This window comes from Rhodoferax lithotrophicus (assembly GCF_019973615.1).
Lineage (GTDB): Bacteria > Pseudomonadota > Gammaproteobacteria > Burkholderiales > Burkholderiaceae_C > Rhodoferax > Rhodoferax lithotrophicus.
Genome location: NZ_AP024238.1, coordinates 2,625,487 through 2,650,921 on the forward strand (window position 1 = coordinate 2,625,487; position 25,435 = coordinate 2,650,921).

Annotated in this window: 23 protein-coding genes; 5 read left to right on the top strand and 18 right to left on the bottom strand. The window is 55.0% G+C overall.

Translation table 11 applies throughout. The features are described from left to right. Positions 1-29: 29 nt before the first annotated feature. The 4 genes from LDN84_RS12110 to guaB all read right to left on the bottom strand — a co-directional run bounded on the left by LDN84_RS12110 (position 30) and on the right by guaB (position 5,271). Positions 30-989: an LD-carboxypeptidase gene (locus tag LDN84_RS12110; protein WP_223903716.1), complete on the bottom strand. Its 960-nt coding sequence runs from the start codon at positions 987-989 to the stop codon at positions 30-32. Then, complete coding sequence (tadA, locus tag LDN84_RS12115; protein WP_223903717.1) at positions 986-2,071, bottom strand: tRNA adenosine(34) deaminase TadA; 1,086 nt, start codon at positions 2,069-2,071, stop codon at positions 986-988. Before tadA ends, LDN84_RS12110 begins: the two co-directional genes overlap by 4 nt. Before the next feature lie 94 nt (positions 2,072-2,165). Continuing rightward, positions 2,166-3,782, bottom strand: coding sequence for a glutamine-hydrolyzing GMP synthase (guaA, locus tag LDN84_RS12120; protein WP_223903718.1), 1,617 nt, complete (start codon positions 3,780-3,782; stop codon positions 2,166-2,168). Positions 3,783-3,801: 19 nt separating this feature from the next. After that, positions 3,802-5,271: an IMP dehydrogenase gene (gene guaB, locus LDN84_RS12125; RefSeq protein ID WP_223903719.1), complete on the bottom strand. Its 1,470-nt coding sequence runs from the start codon at positions 5,269-5,271 to the stop codon at positions 3,802-3,804. Between the two features lie 66 nt (positions 5,272-5,337). On the opposite strand from guaB, the gene LDN84_RS12130 reads away from it, so the two are divergent. After that, entirely contained in the window at positions 5,338-5,865 is a 528-nt protein-coding gene (locus tag LDN84_RS12130; RefSeq protein WP_223903720.1) for a DUF4124 domain-containing protein, read from the top strand. Positions 5,866-5,896: 31 nt separating this feature from the next. On the opposite strand, the gene LDN84_RS12135 is transcribed toward LDN84_RS12130, so the two are convergent. Together LDN84_RS12135 and LDN84_RS12140 are read right to left on the bottom strand one after the other, a co-directional pair. Beyond that, positions 5,897-6,211, bottom strand: coding sequence for an RnfH family protein (locus LDN84_RS12135; RefSeq protein WP_255610304.1), 315 nt, complete (start codon positions 6,209-6,211; stop codon positions 5,897-5,899). A gap of 22 nt (positions 6,212-6,233) precedes the next feature. Continuing rightward, positions 6,234-6,674, bottom strand: coding sequence for a type II toxin-antitoxin system RatA family toxin (locus tag LDN84_RS12140; protein WP_223903722.1), 441 nt, complete (start codon positions 6,672-6,674; stop codon positions 6,234-6,236). Between the two features lie 69 nt (positions 6,675-6,743). Here LDN84_RS12140 and smpB point away from each other — a divergent pair, with 69 nt between their 5' ends. From smpB to LDN84_RS12160, 4 genes are all read left to right on the top strand, one after another. Then, positions 6,744-7,217 carry an SsrA-binding protein SmpB gene (gene smpB, locus LDN84_RS12145; protein WP_223903723.1) on the top strand — a complete coding sequence of 158 codons (474 nt, stop codon included), beginning with the start codon at positions 6,744-6,746 and terminating at the stop codon, positions 7,215-7,217. A 90-nt stretch (positions 7,218-7,307) separates the two neighbouring features. Then, positions 7,308-7,691: a COG4315 family predicted lipoprotein gene (locus tag LDN84_RS12150; protein ID WP_223903724.1), complete on the top strand. Its 384-nt coding sequence runs from the start codon at positions 7,308-7,310 to the stop codon at positions 7,689-7,691. A gap of 66 nt (positions 7,692-7,757) precedes the next feature. Beyond that, the gene (locus tag LDN84_RS12155) at positions 7,758-8,279 is read left to right on the top strand and encodes an RNA polymerase sigma factor (protein WP_223903725.1); all 522 of its coding nucleotides are present in this window, start codon (positions 7,758-7,760) and stop codon (positions 8,277-8,279) included. Between the two features lie 12 nt (positions 8,280-8,291). Beyond that, positions 8,292-9,125 carry an anti-sigma factor family protein gene (locus LDN84_RS12160; RefSeq protein ID WP_223903726.1) on the top strand — a complete coding sequence of 278 codons (834 nt, stop codon included), beginning with the start codon at positions 8,292-8,294 and terminating at the stop codon, positions 9,123-9,125. Positions 9,126-9,139: 14 nt separating this feature from the next. Here the strand turns inward: LDN84_RS12160 and LDN84_RS12165 are convergent, their stop codons facing one another. From LDN84_RS12165 to LDN84_RS12220, 12 genes are all read right to left on the bottom strand, one after another. Beyond that, on the bottom strand, positions 9,140-10,234 hold the full coding sequence (locus LDN84_RS12165) for an enoyl-CoA hydratase/isomerase family protein (RefSeq protein ID WP_223903727.1): 1,095 nt from the start codon (positions 10,232-10,234) through the stop codon (positions 9,140-9,142). Between the two features lie 19 nt (positions 10,235-10,253). After that, complete coding sequence (locus LDN84_RS12170) at positions 10,254-11,129, bottom strand: DMT family transporter (RefSeq protein WP_255610306.1); 876 nt, start codon at positions 11,127-11,129, stop codon at positions 10,254-10,256. A 120-nt stretch (positions 11,130-11,249) separates the two neighbouring features. Continuing rightward, the gene (gene typA, locus LDN84_RS12175; protein WP_223903728.1) at positions 11,250-13,079 is read right to left on the bottom strand and encodes a translational GTPase TypA; all 1,830 of its coding nucleotides are present in this window, start codon (positions 13,077-13,079) and stop codon (positions 11,250-11,252) included. A gap of 11 nt (positions 13,080-13,090) precedes the next feature. After that, positions 13,091-14,083, bottom strand: coding sequence for a tRNA pseudouridine(55) synthase TruB (gene truB / locus LDN84_RS12180; RefSeq protein ID WP_223903729.1), 993 nt, complete (start codon positions 14,081-14,083; stop codon positions 13,091-13,093). Positions 14,084-14,086: 3 nt separating this feature from the next. Further along, complete coding sequence (gene rbfA / locus LDN84_RS12185; RefSeq protein ID WP_223903730.1) at positions 14,087-14,455, bottom strand: 30S ribosome-binding factor RbfA; 369 nt, start codon at positions 14,453-14,455, stop codon at positions 14,087-14,089. A 16-nt stretch (positions 14,456-14,471) separates the two neighbouring features. Beyond that, positions 14,472-17,459, bottom strand: coding sequence for a translation initiation factor IF-2 (gene infB / locus LDN84_RS12190; RefSeq protein ID WP_223903731.1), 2,988 nt, complete (start codon positions 17,457-17,459; stop codon positions 14,472-14,474). A 77-nt stretch (positions 17,460-17,536) separates the two neighbouring features. Next, on the bottom strand, positions 17,537-19,036 hold the full coding sequence (gene nusA, locus LDN84_RS12195) for a transcription termination factor NusA (protein WP_223903732.1): 1,500 nt from the start codon (positions 19,034-19,036) through the stop codon (positions 17,537-17,539). 17 nt (positions 19,037-19,053) lie between these two features. Next, the gene (gene rimP, locus LDN84_RS12200) at positions 19,054-19,689 is read right to left on the bottom strand and encodes a ribosome maturation factor RimP (protein ID WP_223903733.1); all 636 of its coding nucleotides are present in this window, start codon (positions 19,687-19,689) and stop codon (positions 19,054-19,056) included. Positions 19,690-19,827: 138 nt separating this feature from the next. Beyond that, positions 19,828-21,462, bottom strand: coding sequence for an ABC transporter ATP-binding protein (locus LDN84_RS12205; protein ID WP_223903734.1), 1,635 nt, complete (start codon positions 21,460-21,462; stop codon positions 19,828-19,830). After that, the gene (locus LDN84_RS12210) at positions 21,459-22,529 is read right to left on the bottom strand and encodes an ABC transporter permease (RefSeq protein WP_317134795.1); all 1,071 of its coding nucleotides are present in this window, start codon (positions 22,527-22,529) and stop codon (positions 21,459-21,461) included. The genes LDN84_RS12205 and LDN84_RS12210 overlap by 4 nt, the downstream gene beginning before the upstream one ends. Beyond that, positions 22,495-23,529 carry a microcin C ABC transporter permease YejB gene (locus tag LDN84_RS12215; RefSeq protein ID WP_223903736.1) on the bottom strand — a complete coding sequence of 345 codons (1,035 nt, stop codon included), beginning with the start codon at positions 23,527-23,529 and terminating at the stop codon, positions 22,495-22,497. Before LDN84_RS12215 ends, LDN84_RS12210 begins: the two co-directional genes overlap by 35 nt. A 3-nt stretch (positions 23,530-23,532) precedes the next feature. Beyond that, positions 23,533-25,344 (bottom strand): extracellular solute-binding protein, encoded by a 1,812-nt coding sequence (locus LDN84_RS12220; protein WP_223903737.1) that lies wholly within the window; start codon positions 25,342-25,344, stop codon positions 23,533-23,535. Positions 25,345-25,435: the final 91 nt, after the last annotated feature.

Sequence of the window (25,435 nt, forward strand, 5' to 3'; positions counted from 1 at the left end):
TGAGTTTAGGGTAAGTTGGGGGACAAAAATTAAACATGTCCCCAAACCAGCATCACATCACGTCCCTCAACCCCAAGATCAGACTTTGCGCCTACCGGCAACAACACTTTGGTGGGTACATGACCAAAAGGCAAGTTGGTCAGGATGGGGGTTTGGATGTGTTGTTGCAACCAGTCAATCACGGTTTGCAATTTGAACCCACGGTCATGGCTGAGCAGTTTGTAATCAGTAAACTGACCCAGCAGAACAGCTTTTTGCCTGGCCAGCACACCCGAATGCAAAAGCTGCGTCAACATACGCTCTATGCGATAAGGATGCTCTGCCACGTCTTCCAAAAACAAAATTCCACCTTTGATCTCTGGAAAATACGGCGTTCCCAACAATGAAGTCAGCACCGTCAGGTTACCACCCCACAAAACTGCATCTTGAATGGAAAAAGTGCTTGTAGCCCTTGATAATGAAGCACCAGTAGCTTCATTATCCATAGCATTCTTCCGGCGATCCAAAGTTTGCCGCCAGCCACTGCCCTCCCCCTGGCCCTGCAACAAGTCATCAAAACAGGCTTCCATGATCTCATCGGGTTCCGGACTGGCCCCAAACCCCTCGCACAAGGCGGGCCCAGCCCAGGTAATCGCCCCGGTTTTCGCCAATACAGCATTCTGAAAAGCGGTGAAATCACTGATGCCGACAAAAGCCATGCCGTTCTCGACGGCTTTGGCCACCTTTTTATAGTGAATGCCAGGCAGGATACGCGTCAGACCATAACCACCGCGCGAGATCAATGCCACATCGGCACCGCTGTCGACAGCACGGTGAATGGCAGCCAGCCGGGTGGCATCATCACCCGCAAAACGCTGGTGACTGGTCAGGGCATCAGGGTCAACCTCCACCTCATGTCCCAAAGCTTGCAACCTGGCAATGCCCCGTTTGAAGGCCGCTTTATCCCGAACCGCACCAGATGGTGAATAAATATAGATGTGTTTTTTCATGGTGTTTTTGTCAGCGTCAAACTCAGGGCACGCAGAGCGGCTCGGTGACCTTGGTCTGGGTAAGGGGCATTCATTTCACTGGAGCTCATGGTACTCAGCAAGCAGGATTCTCGTCGAACAATTCTGGGGGTCGCCAAGTTCAGCAAGGCCTCCCCCAAAGTTTGCCGTGTGGTCAAACCCGATGCATCGGCTGAAGACGGAAAGTGCACTGCATCGGCTTGTGACTCCAGCAACAACACCGTTGGCAAACGCAGCCGTTGCAGCCACTCCAAAACCACTTGGGTATGCCATTGCAGGGTATGTAAAGTCTGCTTTTTCGGCTTGTCACTCTTGCCAAAACCAGGCAAATCCAGCGCCAGGACACGCTCACCAGCCGCCACACGCTCAGCCATCACGCTGCGCCAAGCTTGCGACCAGCTCTGGCTGCCATGCAAACACAAGGTGACCTGCCCTGCATCCGTTGGCCCTGCATCCACATAGTGCAGGCGCAGGCCTTGTAGAGCAGGCAAATTGTTCATGTAGTGTGATAGACCGGGCATCGGAGCCAGACCTTCAAATCGGCTCAATGGTGTGCGCAATGCATCTTCTCGCAAGGGATTAGCTGTCGATTGCTGCGCCTGGCGTCTGGACTTGAAAAAGCCTTGTAACACCGCCACGCACTCCTGCGCCAGAACACCGCCCTGCACCCGCGTTTGATGATTAAGCTGGTTATAAGCAAACAGGTTCAGCACCGACCCGGCCGCGCCGGTTTTTGGGTCAGCAGCACCAAACACCACCCTTTTCAGGCGTGCATGCAGCATCGCTCCGGCACACATCGGGCAAGGCTCCAGCGTCACAAACAATTCGCAATCCTTCAGACGGTAATTTTTCAGACTGGCGGCTGCAGAACGCAAGGCCAGCATTTCTGCGTGGGCACTCGGGTCATGGGTGTGAATGGGTGCATTTCGACCTACGGCTACCAACTCACCGTTGCAAACCAATACCGCGCCCACCGGTACTTCTCCAGCATCAGCGGCTGACTGTGCCTGAGCCAAAGCCAAACGCATCCATTGTGCGTCTTGCTCTACCGCGTCAAGGCTCATGGCCTGCGCCCCGCCCTGCGCTGATCAGAGTTCACCTTGCACCCATGTGCCATTGGTCAGCGTAGTCCGGGTCATGGTCGGCAATCAGGTGGGATCACTCCCACTCAATCGTCGCCGGTGGCTTGCTGCTCACGTCATAGGTCACGCGGTTAATGCCACGCACCTCGTTGATGATGCGGCTGGATACTTTTTTCAGCAGCGCATAGGGCAGCTCGGCCCAGTCTGCGGTCATGAAGTCACTGGTTTGCACGGCACGCAAAGCCACCACATAGTCGTAAGTGCGGCCATCACCCATGACACCCACACTCTTGACCGGCAGGAACACGGTGAAGGCCTGGCTGGTGAGTTCGTACCAGGTCTTGCCAGTGGCTTCATCAACAAAGTTGTTGAGTTCTTCGATGAAGATGGCATCGGCCCGGCGCAGCAGGTCGGCGTATTCTTTTTTAACCTCGCCCAGAATCCGCACGCCCAGACCGGGGCCGGGAAACGGATGGCGGTACACCATGTGGTAGGGCAAGCCCAGCGCCACACCCAGTTCGCGCACTTCATCCTTGAACAATTCGCGCAAGGGCTCCAGCAGCTTCAAGCCCAGTTGCTCGGGCAAACCACCCACATTGTGGTGGCTTTTGATGACCACAGCTTTCTTGTTTTTGGCCCCGCCGGACTCAATCACATCGGGATAGATGGTACCTTGAGCCAGCCACTTTGCTCCCTTAGTGCTAGCGCCTGACGCAGTCAGTGCAAGGGCTTGAGCCTTAAAAACCTCTACAAATTCACGCCCAATGATCTTGCGTTTGGCTTCCGGGTCACTCACACCCGCGAGCTGCCCCAGGAACTGGTCTGATGCATCAACCCGGATCACCTTTGCGTGTAACTTGCCAACAAACATCTCCATCACCATGTCGCCTTCGTTCAGGCGCAACAGGCCGTGGTCAACAAACACACAGGTCAGTTGGTCACCAATGGCACGGTGGATCAGAGCGGCCGCCACAGAGGAGTCCACACCACCCGAGAGGCCCAAAATCACCTCTTCATCACCCACCTGAGCACGAATGGCCTCCACCGCCTCGCTGATGTAGTCACCCATGATCCAGTCGGCACGGGTGGCGCAGATGTCGAGGACAAAACGCTCCAGGATGGCTGCACCACGTTTGGTATGGGTGACTTCGGGGTGGAACTGCACCGCATAAAAGCGGCGCACTTCATCAGCCATGCCGGCTATTGGGCAGCTGTCGGTGCTGGCCATGAGCTTGAAGCCCGGCGGCAACTCGGTGACCTTGTCGCCATGGCTCATCCAGACCTGCAACATGCCGTGGCCTTCAGGGGTAGTGAAGTCCTGGATACCATCAAGCAGCGCGGTGTGACCATGTGCACGCACGTTGGCATGGCCAAACTCACGTTGATGTCCACTGGTCACCAAACCACCCAACTGGTGCGCCATGGTTTGCATGCCATAACAAATGCCCAGTACCGGCAACCCCAACTCAAACACCGCTTGCGGCGCTTTGTCGGTCGTGTCTTCGTAAACGCTGGCGTGACTACCTGACAGAATGATGCCTTTGAGCTTGCCATCGCGGGCATAGGCACGAATCCAGTCGTCAGATACATCACAGGGGTGCACCTCGCAAAACACATGGGCTTCGCGGATACGGCGGGCAATCAACTGGGTGACTTGTGAACCAAAGTCGAGGATGAGTATTTTTTGGTGCATGTTGGCTCAAAGGTAGCGGTTACTCTGCGCGGTAGTTGGGCGCTTCTTTGGTGATTTGCACATCGTGCACATGGCTTTCGCGGATGCCTGCCGTGGTGATCTCCACAAACTCGGCTTTGTTTTGCATCTCTTCGATGGTGGCGCAACCGCAGTAACCCATGCTGGCACGCAAACCGCCGGCCATCTGGTAGACGATAGCGACCATCGAGCCTTTGTACGGCACGCGGCCTTCAATGCCTTCGGGCACCAGTTTGTCGGCATTCGGGTTGCCGGTGCTGGATTCCTGGAAGTAACGGTCGGCACTGCCTTGCTGCATGGCCCCAATGGAGCCCATGCCCCGGTAGCTCTTGTAACTGCGGCCCTGGAACAGGATCACTTCACCGGGGGCTTCTTCGGTACCGGCAAACATGCCGCCCATCATGACGGTACTGGCACCGGCGGCAATGGCTTTGGAAATGTCGCCGCTGAAACGAATGCCGCCGTCGGCAATCAGTGGCACACCGGTGCCTCTGAGCGCCGTGGCCACGCTGTCAATGGCCATGATTTGCGGCACACCGACACCCGCAACGATGCGGGTGGTGCAAATGGAGCCAGGGCCAATGCCGACCTTGACCGCATCCGCGCCGGCTTCCACCAGCGCCAAAGCGGCAGCGCCGGTGGCGATGTTGCCGCCAATCACTTCCACTTGCGGAAAGTTCTGTTTGACCCAGCGCACCCGATCCAGCACACCCTTGCTGTGACCATGCGCGGTGTCGACCACGATGGCATCAACACCGGCGCGGGCCAGCAACTCGACACGCTCTTCCGTGCCCTCGCCCACCCCGACGGCAGCACCGACACGCAATTTGCCTTGAGCATCACGCGCAGCATTCGGGAAACTGGTTTGTTTGGTGATGTCTTTCACCGTGATCAGGCCTTTGAGCTCAAACGCATCATTGACCACCAGTAAACGCTCAATCTTGTGCTGGTTCAGCAACACCTTGGCCTCGGTGATGGTGGTGCCCTCTGCAACCGTCACCAATTTTTCGCGCGGTGTCATGATGTGGCTGACAGGCAAGTCAAAACGTGTTTCAAAGCGCAAATCACGCCCAGTAACCAAGCCGACCACCTTGCCACCATCACACACAGGAAAACCGGAGACACCCAATTGGGCGGACAACTCCATCACTTGACTCACGGTATGCTGCGGTGTAATCACCACCGGATCACGCAGCACGCCAGACTCGTAACGCTTGACCTTAGCTACTTTGGCTGCCTGCTGCTGGGCCGTCATGTTTTTATGAACAATGCCAATACCACCTTCTTGTGCAATGGCAATGGCCAAGCGGGATTCGGTGACCGTGTCCATGGCGGCAGACACCAAGGGCAAGTTCAGGGCAATGTTGCGGGTCAGTCGGGTGGCGAGGGAGGTGTCCTTGGGTAGGACTTGGGAGTATGCTGGCACCAGTAACACATCGTCAAAGGTGAGCGCTTTACCAATCAGGCGCATAAGTGTGAGCTCCAAATTCTCGATTGTATCTGCCCGAAATCAACTTGCTTGACATAAACTTCCCGCATGAAAATCGTACTTCGACTGTTTTTCGCCTTTTCAGGCATGCTGCCCTTGGTCACAACCGCACAATGGGCCTGGATCGACCAGACAGGTCACAAGGTTTTCAGCGACCGTCCACCGGCTGCAGACATCCCTGACAAAGCCATTTTCAAGCGTCCGGCCACTGCAACCAACAGCGAGCCCAGGCAAGCTGCTGCCAATACGGGTATGGCTGACTCCAATGCGCCGCCTGCAGTAGCCGTCAAGCCAGTTGCGGCAACCTCAATGGCGACGGGCATCGATAAAGATTTGGCTGAACGCAAAAAGAAAGATGATCTGGCCCAAGCCGCCCTGCGCACAGCGGAAGAGGAGCGCATCAAAAAAGGCAAGGCCGAAAGCTGCCAACGTGCCCAACTCGCTCAAAAGCAACTGACTTCAGGCATGCGGATTGCCCGCATGAACAGCCAGGGTGAACGTGAAGTGATGGATGATGCAGCACGTGCAGTGGAGTCCAAACGCATTGAGTCGATTATCACCAGCGACTGCCATTAGGGCGAAATCAGGCCGACAACCAGCGCGTTCATCAGTAACCAGCCTTCGCTCCATCACGCTTTTTGACAAACAAGCCTGTGCCACGGCTACCTTGGCGAGCAAAACGCTCACGGCGCGCCACTTTGGGATCAACGCGCAAAGGCCGGTAAACCTCTATTCGGTCTTTATCACGCAGACATTCATCCAGTTTGGTTTTCCTGCCCCAAATTCCAATGGGGGTGTGAAGGTTATCAATTTCAGGAAACCGCTCAAGCAAGCCACTGAGTTGCAAAGCTTGCAAAACGGTGCACGGAGCGGCAACCTGAAGGCTGACTTCTTGTACTTCTCGTGATTGGGGTGAATACATCAGAGTCACGTGTACAACCGAATCACTCACCATACACCTGCTTGGCACGCTTCACAAAGGCGTCCACCATGCTGCCAGCGATCTTGTCAAACACCGGGCTGATCAAGCGGCCTAGGGTGTTGTCAAAACCGTAGGTCAAATTCAACTCTACTTTGCAAGCACGTTGTGTTTCGTCACCCAAAGGCAAGAAGTTCCACTCACCTTCGAGTTTGGAAAAGGGGCCATCTACCAAATCGATAATGACCTGACGGTTCTCAATGTGTTTGTTGCGGGTGGAAAAAGTCTGGTGAATACCAGAGAATGCAATGCCAATTTCAGCCAACATGCCGTTTTCCTCCAAGGACACCACGCGTGCTTTGTCACACCAAGGTAAAAACTGGGGATAGTGGTCCACATCGGTGACCAAACGGTACATCTCAGCAGGGCTGTACCAAATCAAGACGGATTTTTTGACTGTTTTCATAGAATAGAGGGGTGCGCGGGATTGTAGTCAAGCCTGGTTCGCATTCAAAAATAACTCCAAACACACGCCATGGCCAAAAAACCCGACACCTCCACCCGTATTGCCGACAACAAAAAAGCCGCCTTCAATTATTTTTTTGAAGAACGCTTTGAGGCCGGCATCGTGCTCGAAGGCTGGGAAGTCAAGTCCCTGCGCGAAGGCAAAGTGCAGCTCACCGATGGCTACGTGGTGGTGCGTAATGGCGAATTGTTCATCATCGGCTTGCAAATCAATCCGTTGGGCACCGCTTCCACCCATATCACTCCTGACAAACAACGCACCCGCAAGTTGCTGATGCATCGGGAGGAAATCAAACGCCTGATTGGCAAGGTTGATCAAAAAGGCTACACCCTGGTGCCGATCAACCTGCACTGGAAAGCTGGCAAGATCAAATGCGAGATCGCCCTGGCCAAAGGCAAAGCCGAGCATGACAAGCGCGACACCATCAAAGACCGCGAAGGCAAGCGCGAGGTGGAGCGGGTGATGAAAAACAACCGTCGATAATTTTTCGTATGCCGATGGAATAAAGCTGTGGTCAACCGTGTTTATGGAGGTGCAGGCATTTCACTGCATTCATCACTACCGGAGATCACCATGATTTTTTTGTCCCGCACCTTGATTGCATCGTCTGTTGCACTGGCCGCACTGGCTGGCTGTGCCTCCATGTCAAATGCACCCGCCAAGGTGTCTTACGGCGCGCTGGTTGGCCCCAACGACATGACGCTTTACACCTTTGACAAAGATACAGCCGATAGTGGCAAATCCGTCTGCAACGGCCCCTGCGCCACCAACTGGCCACCACTGATGGCCAGACCCAATGATGCCGCTAATGGAGACTTCAGCATCATCACGCGTGACGATGGCAGCAAACAATGGGCTGTCAAGGGCAAACCGCTGTATTACTGGGCCAAGGACAACAAGCCCGGTGACATGACCGGTGATGGCTTCAACAAAGTCTGGCACACCGCCAAGCCCTGAACAGATTAGAGCTAGTGTGCCGTGCCCCTCACATGCCACACGGCCTGAAACCTGGCCTTTGACCCCATGACCCAAGAACTCCTGGTAGCTGAAATTGCATCGTTGCGCCGCTATGCACGTGCATTGACCGGCAATAGCTGGGCCGCAGATGATTTGGTGCAGGACACGCTGGAGCGTGCCTGCAACAAATGGCGCCTGTGGTTGGCAGGGTCCAATTTGCGCGCCTGGCTGTTCAGTGTGATGCATAACGTGTTTGTCAACCAGTTGCGACAATCCTCCGGGCGTTCTCAAATGACGCTGGTTGACGTGGACGAGTTCGCTGATCAACTGGCCGCCACCGACTCAGACCCAAGCCAGATGCTGGATCTGCAACGCTGCCTGATGCGTTTGCCATCTGAACAGCGCGAGGTGCTGCTGCTGGTCAGCATGCAGGATCTGAGCTATGCCGAGGTGGCCAAAATCACCGGTGTGCCGGTGGGTACCGTCATGTCACGTTTGTCACGCGCCAGAACTCGCTTGCAGGAGCTTCTGGATGCACCCACCCAGGCACCTTCTTCGCCCGTCGCCATCTTGCACCGTTTGAAATAAGCCCTTGAAGCCATGGCCCATCACACTCGCCCCTCACTGACCGATGACGACCTGCACATCCTGGTGGATGGGCAAGACACGCCTGCGCAACTGGCAGCACTCCAAGAGAAGCTGACCGATGACCCGGCTGGGCGAGTTCGGCTGGCCCAGTGGCAAAAGCAGCGCCATGCCCTGCATGACCTGCACAGCAAGATGCAAGACGAAGTACCGCCTCACGCACTGATACAACTCGCCCAACGAGCCCAGCGTGCACGCCAGACCACACAGCACATCAGGCACTACGGCAGCATGGCCGCTGGCGTGGTCATGGCCTTTGCGGCCGGTTGGCTGGCCAACAGCCGTTGGCAAACCTCTGATATGCAGAACTTGTCTGCGCCCACGGTGGCGCGGGCGCAGTTTGAACAAAATTTTGTGCACCAAGCCAGCCTGGCCCACCGCGTGTTTGTGCCCGAGGTGCGTCATCCGGTCGAAGTCAGCGCGCAGGAACAAGCGCATTTGCTGCAATGGCTGTCCAAACGCTTGGGCAAGACCCTCAAAGTGCCAGATTTAACAACTCAAGGTTTTGAACTGATGGGGGGACGGCTGCTTCCCGGTGACACGGGTACACGGGCTCAATTCATGTTCCAGAACACCAGGGGACAACGGATCACGCTGTACCTGGGGGCGCTGAACCAAGTGGTCGAGCCGAACTTGCCCAGGCAAGAAACGGCTTTTCGCTACGAGCCACAAGCTGGCGTACCGAGCTTCTACTGGATGGATCAAGGTTTTGGCTACGCACTGGCGGGTGAGCTGCCACGTGCAGAACTGATGAAGCTGGCCAACAACGTCTACCGCCAGTTGCTCTGAACCACACGCCGTCCTCAGGCCAACGTCCGCAGCGGGTGACTGTGCTCCGGCCACGGGCTGTCAAAAAACGGCAACACCATGTCAGGTGTGACCACTTCAATCCGCGCGGGAAGCCATTGTGGCGCATGGTCTTTGTCGATCGCCAGGGCCCGAATGCCCTCTGCCGCCTCGGTCTGGCCAGCACGGCGCTGCAAGTGCGCCGGAAAAAATACATGGCGAATCATGTCGCGCTCCATGCGTAAATCTTGCGCCACGGTCATTGAGCGGGCATGCCGAATCTGCGCCAGGCTCACATGCAGCATCAAGGGTGAACGCTGGCGCAACAAGGCTGCGGTGTGCTGAGCCCAGTCAGACGGATCGGTTTCCAAGGCTTTTACCATGTCCGTCACCGTGGGCAATGAAAAACAATGATCAATTTGGCCTCTAGCGCTTGTTAACAATGCGCAAGAAGCTATTGAATATGTAGCAATCAAGGCCTCGATATGGGGCGCATCAACAAGGCCCAATTGGCCCAGGGCATCCCACGCCTGCTCAAGCTGTGGCACATCGATGCAGTGGTCAGCCAAACCCAGCGCAATGGCATCACCCGCCCCCAGAGTGGTGCCGGTCAAGGCCAGCCATTCGCCCGCAGCACCGGGGCAACGGCTCAGAAAATAGCCGCCACCGACATCGGGAAACAAACCAATGGTGGTCTCGGGCATGGCCATCTTGGTGCGAGCCGTCACCAGCCGATGTGACGCGCCCTGGCTTATGCCCATGCCACCGCCCATCACCACACCATCCATGAACGCGATGAAGGGCTTGGTGTAGCTGTGAATGAGGTGGTTGAGGCTGTATTCCTCGGTGAAAAAATCCTCGGTGGACGGATCGCCACTGAGCAAAGCCTGGTGAAAAAAACGGATATCCCCACCGGCACAAAAGGCCCCAAATGGGCCGGATTTGTTGGAACCCCGAATTGCCACGGCTTGCACCTGATCGTCTTGTTGCCAGGCCAGCAGACTCGCGGTCAAAGACCGAATCATCGATAAGCTCAAGGCGTTCAGGGCCTGCGGACGGTTCAGGGTGATGAAGCCCACCCGGCCCCGCACCTCTGTGATCACATCGTTCATCAGTAATACCTCCTGAGAGTCACTGCCGGAGTCGCCAGGCTACCAGTTCATTGGTGACCAGCGCACCGATGACCAGGCTGCCGCCGACAAACACATCGTGCCCAGGCACTTCACCGGCCCCGACCCAGGCCAGCAAAATGCCAAAAATAACCTCCAGCAGCCCGAGCAAGGCCACTTCAGGCGCTTTGAGCACACGGGTGCACACAACAGCCAGCACACAGGGCACGGCCAACTGCCCCAGACCCAGCCCAAACAGCAGACCCAAATCCCAGGCTGAAGCCTGAAACGGCCAGGCCAAGGGCAAGGTCACCAGCGAGGACAACACGGCCCCAATCAACACCGCAGGAATCAGATCAATGTCTTTGCCCTGGGCATGGGCATGCTGGGTAATCGTCCAGTTGGCCGCCCCGGCAATCGGCACACACAAGGCCACCAGCGTGCCCAATAGGCTCATACCCTGCCCCAGTTGGCTGGCATACATGAAGGCAATGCCAGCACCCGCCACCACAATCGCCAACCAGGTGCGCAAGGGAATGCGGTGACCAATAAAAATGCGAGTGGCCAAAGCGGTGAGCAAGGGGGTGAGTGACATGGTGACCAGCACATTGGCCACCGTGGTGAGCATGAGGGCCACCATGAAAAAGGTGAACATGCCGCTCCAGCACAGGCCTGACCACCACAAGGCGGCCCCACTGTGCCGCATGCGGCCAAACACCTGACGGCCCTGAAACAGGGGCAAGATCACCAGCAGGCTGCACACGGTGAAAAAACTGCGCCAAAAGGTCACTTCAAACTTTTGGGCATGCTCCAGGTGGCGTGACACCACACCGGCGGTAGACCACAGCAGAGTCACCAGCACCATCAACCATAGGGCTTTGTGATGTGAGAGCTTCACAGCCAACTTTCATAACAAGCAGAACTGCCTCGGAATTAGAAAAGCGCTGCCACTTCAACACTGAAATGGCAACGCCCAGGACTCCCGGCAGCAAGGGAGTCTTACTACGACCATACCCGATCAGTTGTTGCGGCTGGCCTTTTTACGATCATGCTCAGACAGATGGCGTTTGCGCAGGCGAATCGACTTGGGCGTGATTTCGACCAGCTCATCGTCCTCAATAAATTCCACGCCATATTCCAGCGTCAACTGGATCGGCGGGGTGATCTTGATGGCATCTTCCTTACCGGACACGCGGAAGTTGGTCAGCTGTTTGGTGCGGGTGGCATTCACCACCAGGTCATTGTCACGGCTGTGGATACCCACAATCATGCCTTCGTAAACCGGATCATTGGCGGTGACAAACATACGACCACGGTCATCCAATTTACCCAGCGCATAGTTGAAAATTTCACCGGCATCCATGGAAATCAGCACGCCATTTTTACGGCCACCAATCTCGCCTTTGTGAGGTTCATAGCTGTCAAAAATGTTGGAGATCAGGCCCGAACCACGTGTCAGGTTCAAAAATTCGTTGGTAAAACCAATCAGACCACGCGCAGGAATGCGGTATTCCAGACGCACGCGACCACGGCCATCGGGTTCCATGTTGACCAGATCACCCTTGCGCTCACCCAGGGCTTGCATCACGCCGCCTTGGTGTTGCTCTTCAATGTCCGCCGTGACCATTTCAATCGGCTCGTGACGCTCACCATTCACATCCCGGAACACCACGCGGGGTTTGGAAACCGCGAGCTCGTAACCTTCACGACGCATGTTTTCCAACAAAATCGTCAAGTGCAGTTCACCCCGGCCCATGACTTCAAAGATACCTTCTTCGTCAGTTTCCTTGACACGCAAGGCCACGTTGTGTTGCAGTTCCTTTTGCAGACGATCCCAGATCTGGCGACTGGTGACGTACTTGCCTTCACGGCCAGCCAAGGGGCTGGTGTTGACGCAGAAATTCATGGTCAGGGTAGGCTCATCCACCTTGAGCATGGGCAGCGGCGCGGGGGTCACCGGGTCGGTGATGGTGACACCAATACCAATGTCCGTCAGACCGTTGATCAGCACAATTTCGCCGGGGCCAGCTTCGTCGGTCTGCACGCGCTCCAGTCCCTGGAAAGTCAACACCTGGTTGATACGACCCTTCACGGCTTTGCCGTCCGGACCTTCCATGACCACCACATCCATCATCGGGCGGATCGTTCCCTGGCTGATGCGACCCACACCAATTCGCCCCACAAAGGTGGAGAAGTCGAGTGCCGAAATTTGCAATTGCAAGGGTGCCTTTGGGTCACCCTGTTGGTGTGGCACGTGTTGCAAAATGGTGTTGAACAGGGCCGACATATCGGGACCCCACTGTTCGCCCTGACCACCCTCAACCAGTGATGACCAGCCGTTGATACCTGAGGCATAGACCACCGGGAAGTCCAACTGCTCATCAGTCGCACCGAGCTTGTCGAACAAGTCAAAGGCGGCATTGACCACAAAATCAGGACGCGCACCGGGTTTGTCCACCTTGTTCACCACCAGAATGGGCTTCAAACCCAGGGCCAGTGCTTTTTTGGTCACAAAGCGGGTTTGTGGCATGGGGCCTTCTTGGGCATCGATCAACAACACCACACCGTCCACCATGCTCAAGGCACGCTCCACTTCACCACCAAAGTCAGCGTGACCAGGGGTGTCCACGATGTTGATGTGGGTGCCTTCCCAGGTCACTGCACAATTTTTGGCCAGAATCGTGATACCACGCTCTTTTTCAATCGCGTTGTTGTCCATCACGGTATCAACCACTTTTTCATGCTCGGCAAAAGTGCCGGATTGACGCAGTAATTGGTCAACCATGGTAGTTTTGCCGTGGTCAACGTGAGCAATGATCGCAATGTTTCGGATTTGTTTATGGGCCATGGTTCTCTTTCTTAAATAGGTTGGACTTCTGGTGTATGGGCATACACCTGAGTCCGGGATGCATTTGAAATCTGTTCAATTTCTGTCGGGCTGAGCAGCCGCCCGGGGATCAATTCGCCTGCTTGTACATGGGCTGTGCCCAGCAGCGCATGGGTTTTGTCTTCGTACACCGCGACTTGTGGCGCATCTGGCCAAGCACCTCGACGGGCCAAACCATTCAAAAATCTGGCAGCATTATCGGCATCCAGTGTGACAACAGAATGGTGAGCCAGCAAGCTGTCAACGGGCAACAAACACGCCAGGCGCTGCACTTCAGTCATGGCCTCAAGAGCCTCCAATGTGACGCATTGCTGCTCGGTGAAATCACCCGTACCGATGCGACGTAATGCACTTAAATGCGCACCACAGCCCAGAGCTTCGCCAATATCCTCACCCAAAGTGCGAATGTAGGTTCCCTTGCTGCATTTTACTATTATATCTATAGCTGCTTGCGCACTATTTGTAAGTATCAGAGCCATATTAAGCTCATGAATTATGACATCTCTCGGAGCCCGCTCCACGTCGATGCCCGCTCGGGCGTATTCGTACAAAGCCTTGCCGTCCTTCTTCAAGGCACTGTGCATCGGTGGTACCTGGCGAATGGGGCCGGTAAATTGCGCTTTAATCCGCTCCACATCGGCAGACTCAACAGCCACTGGCCGGGTTTCAATCACTTCACCTTCGGCATCAGCAGTGCTGGTTTTCTGCCCTAGGCGAAGCGTTGCAGCGTAGGTTTTGTCAGCATCCAGTTGCAGCTGGCTAAATTTGGTGGCCGCCCCAAAACACAAAGGCAAAACACCGCTGGCCAACGGGTCAAGCGTGCCGGTATGGCCCGCTTTTTCGGCCCGCAACAGCCATTTGACTTTTTGCAAGACATCGTTGCTGGACCAGCCCAAAGGCTTGTCCAGCAATAGCACCCCATGCACGGGGCGCCTGGCAACCCGTGCACGTGGCGCTGTGGTCATGGCTTAATCGTCCTTGGCGCGGGAAGCCACCGCACGGGCAATCAGTGCATTCATATCCGCCGCCCGCTCAGGCGTTTGGTCATAAATAAAATGCAAAGTTGGCACGGTGTGGATATGCAGGCGCTTGAACAATCCAGCGCGCAAGAAACCTGCCGCTTGGTTCAACCCTTCAGAGCAGGCTTTGACATCTCCCACCAGCAAGCTGAAAAACACCTTGGCATGGGCATAGTCAGGCGTGACCTCAACACCTTGAATGGTCACCATGCCCACGCGTGGGTCTTTGAGTTCACGGGCGATCAACTCGGTCAGATCACGCTGGATCTGATCGGCAACCTTGAATGCCCGATTGGGTGTGGCTGATTTTTTTGGCACAGGTCACATCCAATGGTCAGAGCGTACGCGCCACTTCGCGAATCTCGAAGAACTCCAGAATATCGCCTTCTTGGATATCGTTGTAGTTCTTGATGTTCAAACCGCAATCAAAGCCTTCACGCACTTCCTTGGCATCATCCTTGAAGCGTTTGAGCGACTCCAGCTCCCCGGTGTAGACCACGGTGTTCTGGCGCAACAAACGCAAGCGCGCTGCACGGCGAATAACCCCTGAGGTGACCATACAACCGGCAATTGAACCAATTTTGGAGACCTTGAAGATTTGGCGAATTTCGCAAGTACCAATAATTTCTTCTTTTTTGTCCGGTGTCAGCATGCCTGACATGGCCAGCTTGAGATCATCCACAGCATCGTAAATGATGTCGTAATAACGAATATCCACACCATTGTTTTCAGCCAGTTTGCGCGCTCCAGCATCGGCACGGGTGTTGAAACCAATGATGACCGCCTTGGCTGCAATGGCCAGATTCACATCCGACTCACTGATGCCGCCCACTGCGGCGTAAACCAGTTGCACCTTGACTTCATCTGTTGAGAGTTTGAGCAAGGATTGCGACAAAGCTTCTTGGGAACCCTGCACATCAGCCTTGACAATGATCGGCACCATCTTGACTTCGCCCGCAGTCATGTCGGTGAACATGTTTTCCAGTTTGGCGGCTTGTTGCTTGGCCAACTTGGTGTGGCGGAACTTGCCAGCACGGTAAGTGGCAATTTCACGTGCACGACGCTCGTCAGACAGAACCATGAATTCATCACCAGCTTGCGGAACTTCGGTCAAACCCTGAATTTCAACCGGAATGGATGGACCCGCAGATTTGATGGATTTGGCATTCTCATCCAACATGGCACGAACCCGACCAAAAGTTTGGCCTGCCAACACAATATCACCGGTCTTCAAAGTACCAGACTGCACCAACACGGTGGCGACCGGGCCGCGACCTTTGTCCAGCTGGGCTTCAATGACCAAGCCCTTGGCCATGGCATCCACAGGAGCCTTGAGTTCCAAAATTTCAGCCTGCAAAAGCACTTGTTCCAGTAACTCGTCAATACCTTGACCAGATTTGGAAGAAACGCCGACAAAAGGTGAGTTACCACCAAACTCTTCAGGGATCACCTCTTCAACCACCAGCTCGTTTTTAACGCGCTCGGCATTGGCATCAGGTTTATCAATCTTGGTAATGGCCACCACAATCGGTACACCTGCCGCCTTGGCGTGCTTGATGGCCTCTTTGGTCTGAGGCATCACACCATCATCGGCCGCAACGACCAGAATCACAATGTCAGTGGCCTGTGCGCCACGTGCACGCATGGCAGTAAATGCCTCGTGACCAGGGGTATCCAGGAACGACACCACGCCACGCGCGGTTTCTACATGGTAAGCCCCAATGTGCTGAGTGATGCCACCGGCTTCACCAGAGGCCACTTTGGTACGCCGGATGTAGTCCAGCAATGAGGTTTTACCATGATCCACGTGACCCATCACGGTGACCACAGGTGCGCGCGGCAACGACTCTGCATGCTGTTGCAGAACTTCATCATCGGTAAAGGCTTCTGGATCATCCAGTGCAGCCACAATGGCTTTGTGACCCATTTCTTCCACCAGAATCATGGCAGTGTCTTGGTCCAACGGCTGGTTGATGGTGACCATCTGGCCAAGTTTCATCAAGTGCTTGATCACTTCAGATGCCTTGACCGACATCTTGTGAGCCAATTCGGCCACCGTAATGGTCTCTGGCACGTGTACTTCAAGCACACGGACTTCCACTGGAGCGGCTTGTGTATGGTGGTCATCACGGTCACGGTCATTGCTGCCACGGCGACCGCGTGGCCCACCACGCCAATTGCTGTTGCGTCCAGCCCCGGCACTGGTGTCACCCCGTGTCGGAATACCTTTTTTCTTGGCCGGATCACCCGCCCAACTGCTGGACAATTTGGCTGATTTAACTTCTTTGCCAGGTCCCGCCGGAGCACCCGCTACAGGTGCTGCTGGCGCTGCTGGTTTGGCGGCTGGTGCACCTGGTGGTTTATGCAATGTACCCTTGAGACCCGCTTTGGCGGCATCAGCAGGCTTCACAACAGGCTTGGGCTCCTCGGGCTTTTTCGCCGGTGGCAGCTTTTTGCCGGGTTGCGACATCATCAAACGAATGGCTGCAGCTTCTTCCTCTGCTTTACGCCTGCGATTATTCAGGTCGGCCGCACGTGCTTGCTCTTCGGCAAGACGCGACTGGGATTCAGCAGCGGCTTTTTCTTTAGCCTCGGCTTGAGCCTGCAGTTGCACTTTGACCTTGGCGGCAGCCTGGGCTTCTTCTTCAGCCTTGGCGGCCTGCTTTTCAGCGTGAAATGCAGTTTCCAGGGCCGAAGGTTGTCGATCCTTGGCTGTGTTTGATGGCGCTTGCTGTGCCGCCTGTGCAGCAGCTTTGGCCTGCTGAGCTGCTTTCTCAATCTGGGCTGCACGTTCGGCTTGCGCAGCTTGTGCGGCAGCCAGCTCAGCCGCTTGACGAGCAGCCGCCTCCTGAGCCTCACGCTGACGACGACGTTCTGCCAACTCTTCTTCCTGGCGACGAATCAACTCAGCCTGACGGCTTGCCTCTTCCTCGCGGCGGGTTAACTCGGCATGATCTGCGACCGCCGCTTCATCCTGATGAACCTCAACCTCATCCATTGGCACAGGTGCATCTGGGGCATCGTCGCGGCGCACAAAGGTGCGTTTTTTGCGCACCTCCACCTGAATCGTTCGAGCTTTGCCACTGGCATCAGCCTGCTTGATCTCGGTGGTTGATTTCTTGACCAAGGTGATCTTTTTGCGCTCACCCGTCACTGTGCCATGGCTGGCTTGCAAATAACTCAACAGGCGCTGTTTATCAGGTTCTGTGAGCGTGTCAGAAGGGGCTGATTTAGCCACACCTGCCGATTTCAGTTGCTCAAGCAACGTACCGGTGGATTTTTTGAGTTCATATGCAAACTCGGCGACGGTCATACTGGACATTTTTTGGGTAACCTTTAGTTCCGACTTTCACGCCTTCTGGGCGCTTCTCAGTCTTTACAGCAACTGTGTTTTCATGATCAAGACTCTTGTGAAGAAGCGTCATTGGTAAACCAATGCGCGCGCGCCTTCATGATTGTCGCTTTGGCTTCATCCTCAGACTGACCTGTCAACGCGGTCAGCTCATCAACAGCCAAATCAGCCAAGTCGTCAAGCGTATGGACACCATTTTCCGCCAGCTTGGCCAGATGATCAGCGGTCAAGCCTTCAAGATCATGCAACTGATGTGGCTCGCTGCCAACACTTTCTTCGTTGGCAATTTCCATGGTCAACAAAGCATCTTTGGCACGTGCACGCAACTCATTGACGGTATCTTCGTCAAAGCTTTCAATTTCGAGCATTTCCTCCAGTGGCACATAAGCCACCTGCTCCAGACTTGCAAAGCCCTCAGCGATCAACAGATCTGCAATCTCCTCGTCGACATCAAGCTTTTCCATAAACAGCTGACGGCTGGCATCAAGTTCTGTGGCCTGCTTCTGGGCAGATTCAGCCGCATCCAGAATATTGATTTTCCAGCCCGTCAACTCGGCGGCCAAACGAACATTTTGGCCGCCACGGCCAATGGCAATGGCCAGATTTTCCTCATCTACCACCACATCCATGGCATGACGTTCTTCATCCACCACAATGCTGCTGACATTGGCAGGAGCCAAAGCGCCAATCACAAACTGGGCCGGATCCTCACTCCACAACACAATGTCGACACGCTCGCCAGCCAGTTCATTGGTAACGGCATTGACACGTGTGCCACGCACCCCCACACAAGTTCCAATAGGATCAACACGCTTGTCATGTGACAAAACGGCAATCTTGGCACGGGAGCCTGCATCACGGGCACAGGACTTGATCTCCAATAGACCCTGCTCAATCTCAGGCACTTCATTACGAAACAATTCGATCATGAATTCAGGAGCCGAACGCGACAACACAATCGGCGCACCACGCAGAGTCAAATCCACTTCCATGATCATGGCGCGAACACGGTCACCGGTACGGAAGTTTTCCTTCGGGATCATCTCGCCACGACGCAGACGACCTTCCACGCGCCCTGATTCCACAATCAGATCACCCTTATCCATGCGTTTGACCGTGCCGACAAACACTTTGTCACCACGCGACATGAAGTCATTGAGCAACATTTCGCGCTCTGCATCACGAATCTTTTGCAAAATAACCTGCTTGGCAGCCATGGCTCCAATACGGCCAATCGGCAAGGACTCAATGGTTTCCTCAATGTATTCATCCACCTCGATGTCAGGAATTTGATCCTTGGCTTCAAAGTGCAAAATCTCCTGATCAGGCATCTGCAAACCAGCTTCGTCAGGCACCACATGCCAACGGCGGAATGTTTCATACACCCCCGTGTCACGATTCAGCGACACGCGAATATCCACCTCACCCGCATAAAGCTTCTTGGTGGCTTGCGCCAAAGCGGCTTCAACAGCACCAAACACCACATCACGCTCAACGTTTTTCTCGCGTGAGATGGCATCGACCAACATTAACATTTCGCGATTCATGCCATGACTCTCCTGTTTCAATTCAAATGGGGTTCAGACTCATCCAACTGCTGCGCGGGGGTGCGGCCTTTGAAGCTGACGATGGGCGCCAAACGCGCCTCCTTGAGTTCACTCAACACAAAACCAAGCGCCTGCAAAGGTGGCAGCGCCCGTTTTTTACTTATTTTTTGTCCGGGCTTGGTAACGATTTCATCACGCCAGACGATTTGCCAGGAGGGCTCCGCCAATACAAGCTGCGCAGCATCTGCCAGCGACTCAACACGCTCCAATACACCCCGGAATTTTTTCCGATTGGCACTCACCTGACCCGCCGCAGCCGCACCCAGCGGCTGCTTTAAAGTCACATCAATGGTGTATCCGACAAAACGCTCGAAATCTTGCGTATGGCGCAGTGGTCTATCAATACCAGGAGAAGACACCTCCAAACGACGATAGTCGATTTGATCAACCTCCAGAGCAAATTGCAACTGGCGCGTCACTTTTTCACAGTCTTCCACCGTCACAAATTGCTCGGCAATTGGCGCATCGACAACAGGCGCAACCCAAGGCAAGTCAATGGTGACACGCAGCAAACCACCGGCGGAACGTTCAATTTCCACCAGGTCATAACCCAAGCCAGTCACAATTTGTTCAACAATTTCCTTAAGCGCCACCAGGTTCCCTGCTCAAAATTTGGATGCATCAAAAACAATCGACCAAAAAAAACGGGCGGAAGTGACTCGCCCGTTTGGTCGTGAAGCAACGGATTGTAACCTATAAAGCGTTTAAAGCCATTGATTTGTAAGGATTTATCAGACTGCGCTGATCAATACACGTGTGTAGTCGTGCTTTGGGCTGAGCAGCACACTATCCACTGGGCCAGACTCCACTACCAAGCCGTCTTTCATCACCAACACACTGTGTGCCATGGCCGCAATGACGGCTACGTCATGCGTAATCAGCAAGTAGCTCAAACCGCGTTCACGCTGCAATTTTTGCAATAACTGTAGAACCTGTTTTTGTACCGTCACATCCAGCGCACTGGTCGGCTCATCCAGCACCAGCACCTGAGGCGAAATAATCAGTGCCCGGGCAATTGCCAGACGCTGACGCTGCCCACCGGAGAACTCATGCGGATAACGCGACAAGAGATCCCCTGCCTCTTGATCGTCCTGCGCCGCCAGCCCCACATCCTTCAACGCCTGCAGCACACGTGAGCGACGCTCAACCAACGACAAGTGGGCCGCATGCACGCCAAGACCTTCACCCACAATGGCTTCAATTGTCATTCGGGGAGACAGCGACGAAAACGGGTCTTGAAACACCACCTGAACCTGCCGCCGCAAGGCCTGGTTTTGGCGCGTATCGGCACTCCATGCCGTACCCATCAATTGCAAACACCCTTTAAAAGGTATTAAACCCAACACCGCCAGCGCCAAAGTGGACTTGCCCGAACCGGATTCACCGATCACACCCAAGGTCTGGCCACGCACCAACTCGAAATCAGCGCCATGAACTGCCACAAACTCGCCACGCCGAAACCACCCGCGCAGACCCGGCAAAGGGGTGCTGTAGCTGACATACAAGCCCTGCGCAGAGATCACGGGGCCAGATTGTTCAGTTGCCACTGAAGAAGAAACTGCAACATCCCGCTCAGGTCGGCTGGCCATCAGTCGTTGGGTGTAGGGATGTTGTGGCCGTTCAAACAAAGGCCGTGTGGTGCCTTGCTCAACCACCCGCCCCTGTTCCAACACCACCACACGCTCCGCAAAACGGCGCACCAGGTTGAGGTCGTGGGTGATCATCAACACCGCCATGCCATGGCGCTGCTGCAAGTTGGTCAATAAATCCAGGATTTGTCCGCGCAGGCTTACATCCAGCGCAGTGGTTGGCTCATCTGCCAACAACAGCTTGGGGCGGCCAGCCAAGGCCATGGCGATCATGGCGCGCTGGCGCTGGCCCCCGCTCAGCTGGTGCGGGTACGCCTTGGCTCGACGCTCTGGCTCGGGGATACCAGTATCCGCTAATAAATTTATAGCTACTTGTGCAGACTGCACCTGCGTCAGACCCTGTTTTAACCTGATAACTTCGGCAATCTGATCACCCACTGACATCAAGGGATTCAACGCCGTCATGGGTTCCTGAAAAATCATGGCGATATCGCGGCCACGAATCTGTCGCAAATCTTGCTCCTTCAATGAGAGCAAGTCACGCCCATTAAACAATGCCTCACCGCTGATTTTTGCATTGTCAATCAACCGCAACAAGCTCAGGGCAGAGACCGTTTTGCCAGAACCTGACTCTCCCACCAAGGCTACTTTTTCCCCCGCAGCGATGGAAAAATTGATGTCGTGTACCACTTCCTTGCCCGCAAAAGACACGCTTAAACCCCGAACCTCCAGCAAAGGCGTGTCATGCGTTTTTATGGATGCTGACAATGCGCTCACTGGTCGGCCTTTCTGGGGTCAAGCGCGTCACGCAGCGCATCCCCCATGAATGTGAGCAACAGCAAGGTGATGACCAGCACCGCAAAGGTAGCCAGTGAAATCCACCAAGCATCAATGTTGTTTTTGCCTTGTGAGAGCAGCTCACCGAGCGACGGCGTGCCGGGAGGCACACCCAAGCCCAAAAAATCCAGCGAGGTCAGGGCCAGGATCGCACCACTCATGCGAAAAGGCAAAAACGTCACCACCGGAGTCATGCTGTTGGGCAATAAATGCCTGGTGATGATGTGCCAATTACTCACGCCCAACGAGCGTGCAGCCCGCACGTAATCCAGTTGACGGTTGCGCAAAAACTCGGCTCGCACGTAGTCTGACAAACCCATCCAGCCAAATAAACTCAATAAAATCAACAGCAAACCCAGGCTGGGGGCAAACACGGCACTGAAGATGATCAACAGGTACAACTCGGGCATGGAACCCCAAATTTCGATCAAACGCTGAAATGCCAAGTCAATCTTGCCACCCCCAAAACCCTGGATCGCCCCGGTGATGATGCCCAACAAAGTTCCCGTGAACGTTAACGCCAGTGCAAACAGCACGCTGACGCGAAAACCATAGATCAGTTGCGCCAGCAAATCACGCCCCCGGTCATCGGTACCCAGCCAGTTGTCAACGCTGGGAGGCGATGGATTAGGCGCTTTGGCAAAGTAATTCAGCGTTTTCGGGCCATAAGGGTTGAGGGCAAACAGTGCCCAGTTGCCGTTTTGCCCAAGACGCTCACGGATGAACGGGTCCAGGTAATCGGTGGAGGTGTCAAAGTCACCACCAAAGGTTTTCTCCGAGTAATCTTTCACCATGGGAAAGTACAGCTCGCCCTGATAGCGCACCAACAGTGGACGGTCATTGCTGATCAATTCAGCCACCAGACTCAGGCCCACCAAACAGCAAAAAATCAGCAAACTCCAGTAACCCAGCCAATTGCGTTTAAAGCGCAGCCAGGCACGTTTGGATGGACTGAGGCTGAGAGCCATAGGCTTAGTCAAATTTGACACGGGGGTCGACCCAAACATACGATAAATCGGAAATCAGCTTGGTCACCAAACCGATCAAGGTAAAAAAATACAGCGTACCCAGCACCACCGGGTAATCACGCCGAATCACACTCTCGTAGCTCAACAGCCCCAGTCCGTCCAGCGAAAACAGGGTTTCGATCAACAACGAGCCCGTGAAAAAGGCACCGATAAAGGCTGCTGGAAAGCCTGTGATGATGGGAATCAGCGCGTTGCGAAACACATGGCCCCACAACACCTGGCGCTCATCGAGCCCCTTGGCCCGGGCAGTCACCACATATTGTTTGCGAATTTCTTCCAGAAATGCGTTTTTGGTCAGCATGGTGGTCACGGCAAAACTGCCCAGCACCATGGCCGTGACAGGCATGGCGATGTGCCAGAGGTAATCCACCACACGTGCCCCCCAGCTGAGTTCATCCCAGTTGCTGCTGGTCAGGCCGCGCAGCGGAAACCATTGCAATTGCCCGCCAAAAATCACCAGCAAGGCCACCCCCAGCACAAAACCGGGGATGGCATAACCCAGCAATACCAGCAAGGTGGTGACAAAATCAAAACGCGATCCGGCACGCACCGCTTTGGCCACCCCCAGAGGCACGGCAATCAGGTAACTGATAAAAAACGTCCACAAACCCAGACTGATCGACACCGGCAGCTTTTCCCACATCAACTCGGCCACGCTTTTGTTCTGGAAAAAACTGCGCCCCAAATCAAATCGGGCAAACTGGCCGAGCATCTGGAAAAACCGTTCATGCGCTGGCTTGTCAAAGCCATACAAAGCCTTGATTTGCTCGATACGCTTGGGGTCTACGCCCTGCGCGGCCCGGTAACTCAAGCCCCCGGTTTCAGCCGCAGCACCTTTGCCCACACCGGCCTTGGCTTCTGCCAGGTACTGCTCGACCGGGCCACCAGGCACAAACTGGATCACCACAAAAGTGAGCAGCAACACGCCCAACAGCGTGGGGATCATCAGTAAAAGGCGTTTGAGGATATAGCTGGCCATGGTTTATTGCGCTTTCAGTGGTTTGGCCCACCAGGTGTCGATGGCCCAACTCTCACCTTGGGCGTAAGGCGGCATACTTGCTGGTTGAGCCAAACGCCAATCATTAAAAACCATGCGATGCGTGGGTGCTGACCATTGCGGAATCAGAAGATGGCTATGGGCAATCACACGTTCCAGCGCCCGGCAGGCTGGCAACAAATCGGCTTTGGTGTTGGCTCGGGTCATGGTCGAGATCAAGACATCGACCGCCGGATTTTTCAAACCTGACAGGTTGCCAGAGTCCTCTTGGTCGGCTGCTTTGGAGCCAAACAGATCGGCGTATTCCTGGCCCGGATTATGTGTACCGCCATAGGCCAAAGAGGTGATATCGAACTCAAACTTCTGCAGTCGTTGCTGGTACAGGGCAAAGTCTACTGGGCGGAATTTCAACGTGATACCCAACTTTTCCAGGTTCCTCGCCCAAGGGGTGACGACTCGGGCGCTGCTCTCGTTGCTGTCAAGGTATTCGATCTCAAACGCCTTTCCTTGCGCATTGCGCAGTTGGCCGTCATGTACCTCCCACCCAGCAGCTTTCAACAAGGCCTGCGCCTGGCGCAAATTGGCACGCAAAGACGAAGGTGCATCGGTACGGGGCGGTAGCGTCATCAGGCCGAACACTTCTGGAGGAAGTTGCTTGCGCCAAGGCGCAAGCAAAGCCAGTTCCTGCGCGGACGGCAACCCAGAGGCCTGGCAATCGGTATTACCAAACAAGCCGTTGACGCGCTGATAGGCGTTGTAAAACATTTGCCGGTTCATCCATTCAAAATCCAGCGCCAACCCCAGTGCCTGACGTACCCGCACGTCCTTGAACCAATCCCGACGTGTGTTCAATACATAACTCTGAAAACCCGTGGGCAGGCGGTGACGGTATTCACGCTTGACCAATTCACCGGTATCAAAACGCTTGCCATTCACCCGACGCGCCCAGTCACCGGCCGAGAAAAAGCGCATCAAATCAAACTCCCCGGCCTTCAAAGCCTCCAGCCGGGCCGTGCCATCCTTGTAAATCTTGACGGTGATGCGATCAAAATTGGCGGAGCCTCGGCGCACATTCAAGTCTTTCGCCCAGTACTGGGGGTCGCGCACATAGGTGATGTCTTTGCCAAAACGTACCGGGCCTATTTTGTAAGGCCCGCTGCCAATGGGAATATCGGTCACGATCTCATCGAAGCGTTTGGGCTTGTTGTGCTCAGCCCCCCATGCACGGCTGAATACCGGCAAACCACCCACGGTCAAAGGCAGTTCACGGTTAGGTTTTTTAAAGCGGTAACGCAACGTGTGTTCGTCCAGCACATCCAGCCCAGCCACATCATCCAGCAGCGTCCTGAAAGCTGGCGAGGCAAACGGCCCCATCAGCATGTCAAAGCTGTACTTCACGTCTGCCGACAGCACGGCATCGCCATTGTGAAAGCGTGCCTCTGGCCGGAGCTTGAAAGTGGCACTCAGACCATCGGCAGCCACGACGACATCCTGAGCCAATAAACCATAACCTGAACCGGTTTCATCCAACGCCCCGGTGAGCAAACTGTCAAACATCACATCCGACAAATAAGCTGGCGCTGAGCCCTTGATGGTGAATGGGTTGTATTTGTCAAAAGTGGACACCCGCAGATTACTCACCAGACGCAGCTCGCCGCCCTTGGGGGCCGCAGGGTTGACGTAATCAAAGTGCGAAAAGCCGGATGGATACTTCAGATCACCCCACAAGGCATAGCCGTGCGCAGCCCAGACCGAATTGACCCAACTCAAAACCAAAAAAATCAACAGACTACGCATGCGACAATTCTGCATCATTTGTCACGGCGCTTCCCCGGCCACGAGCCGTTTCTGCAGTGGCATCAAAGACGTAACATAACAAGAGGTTGAT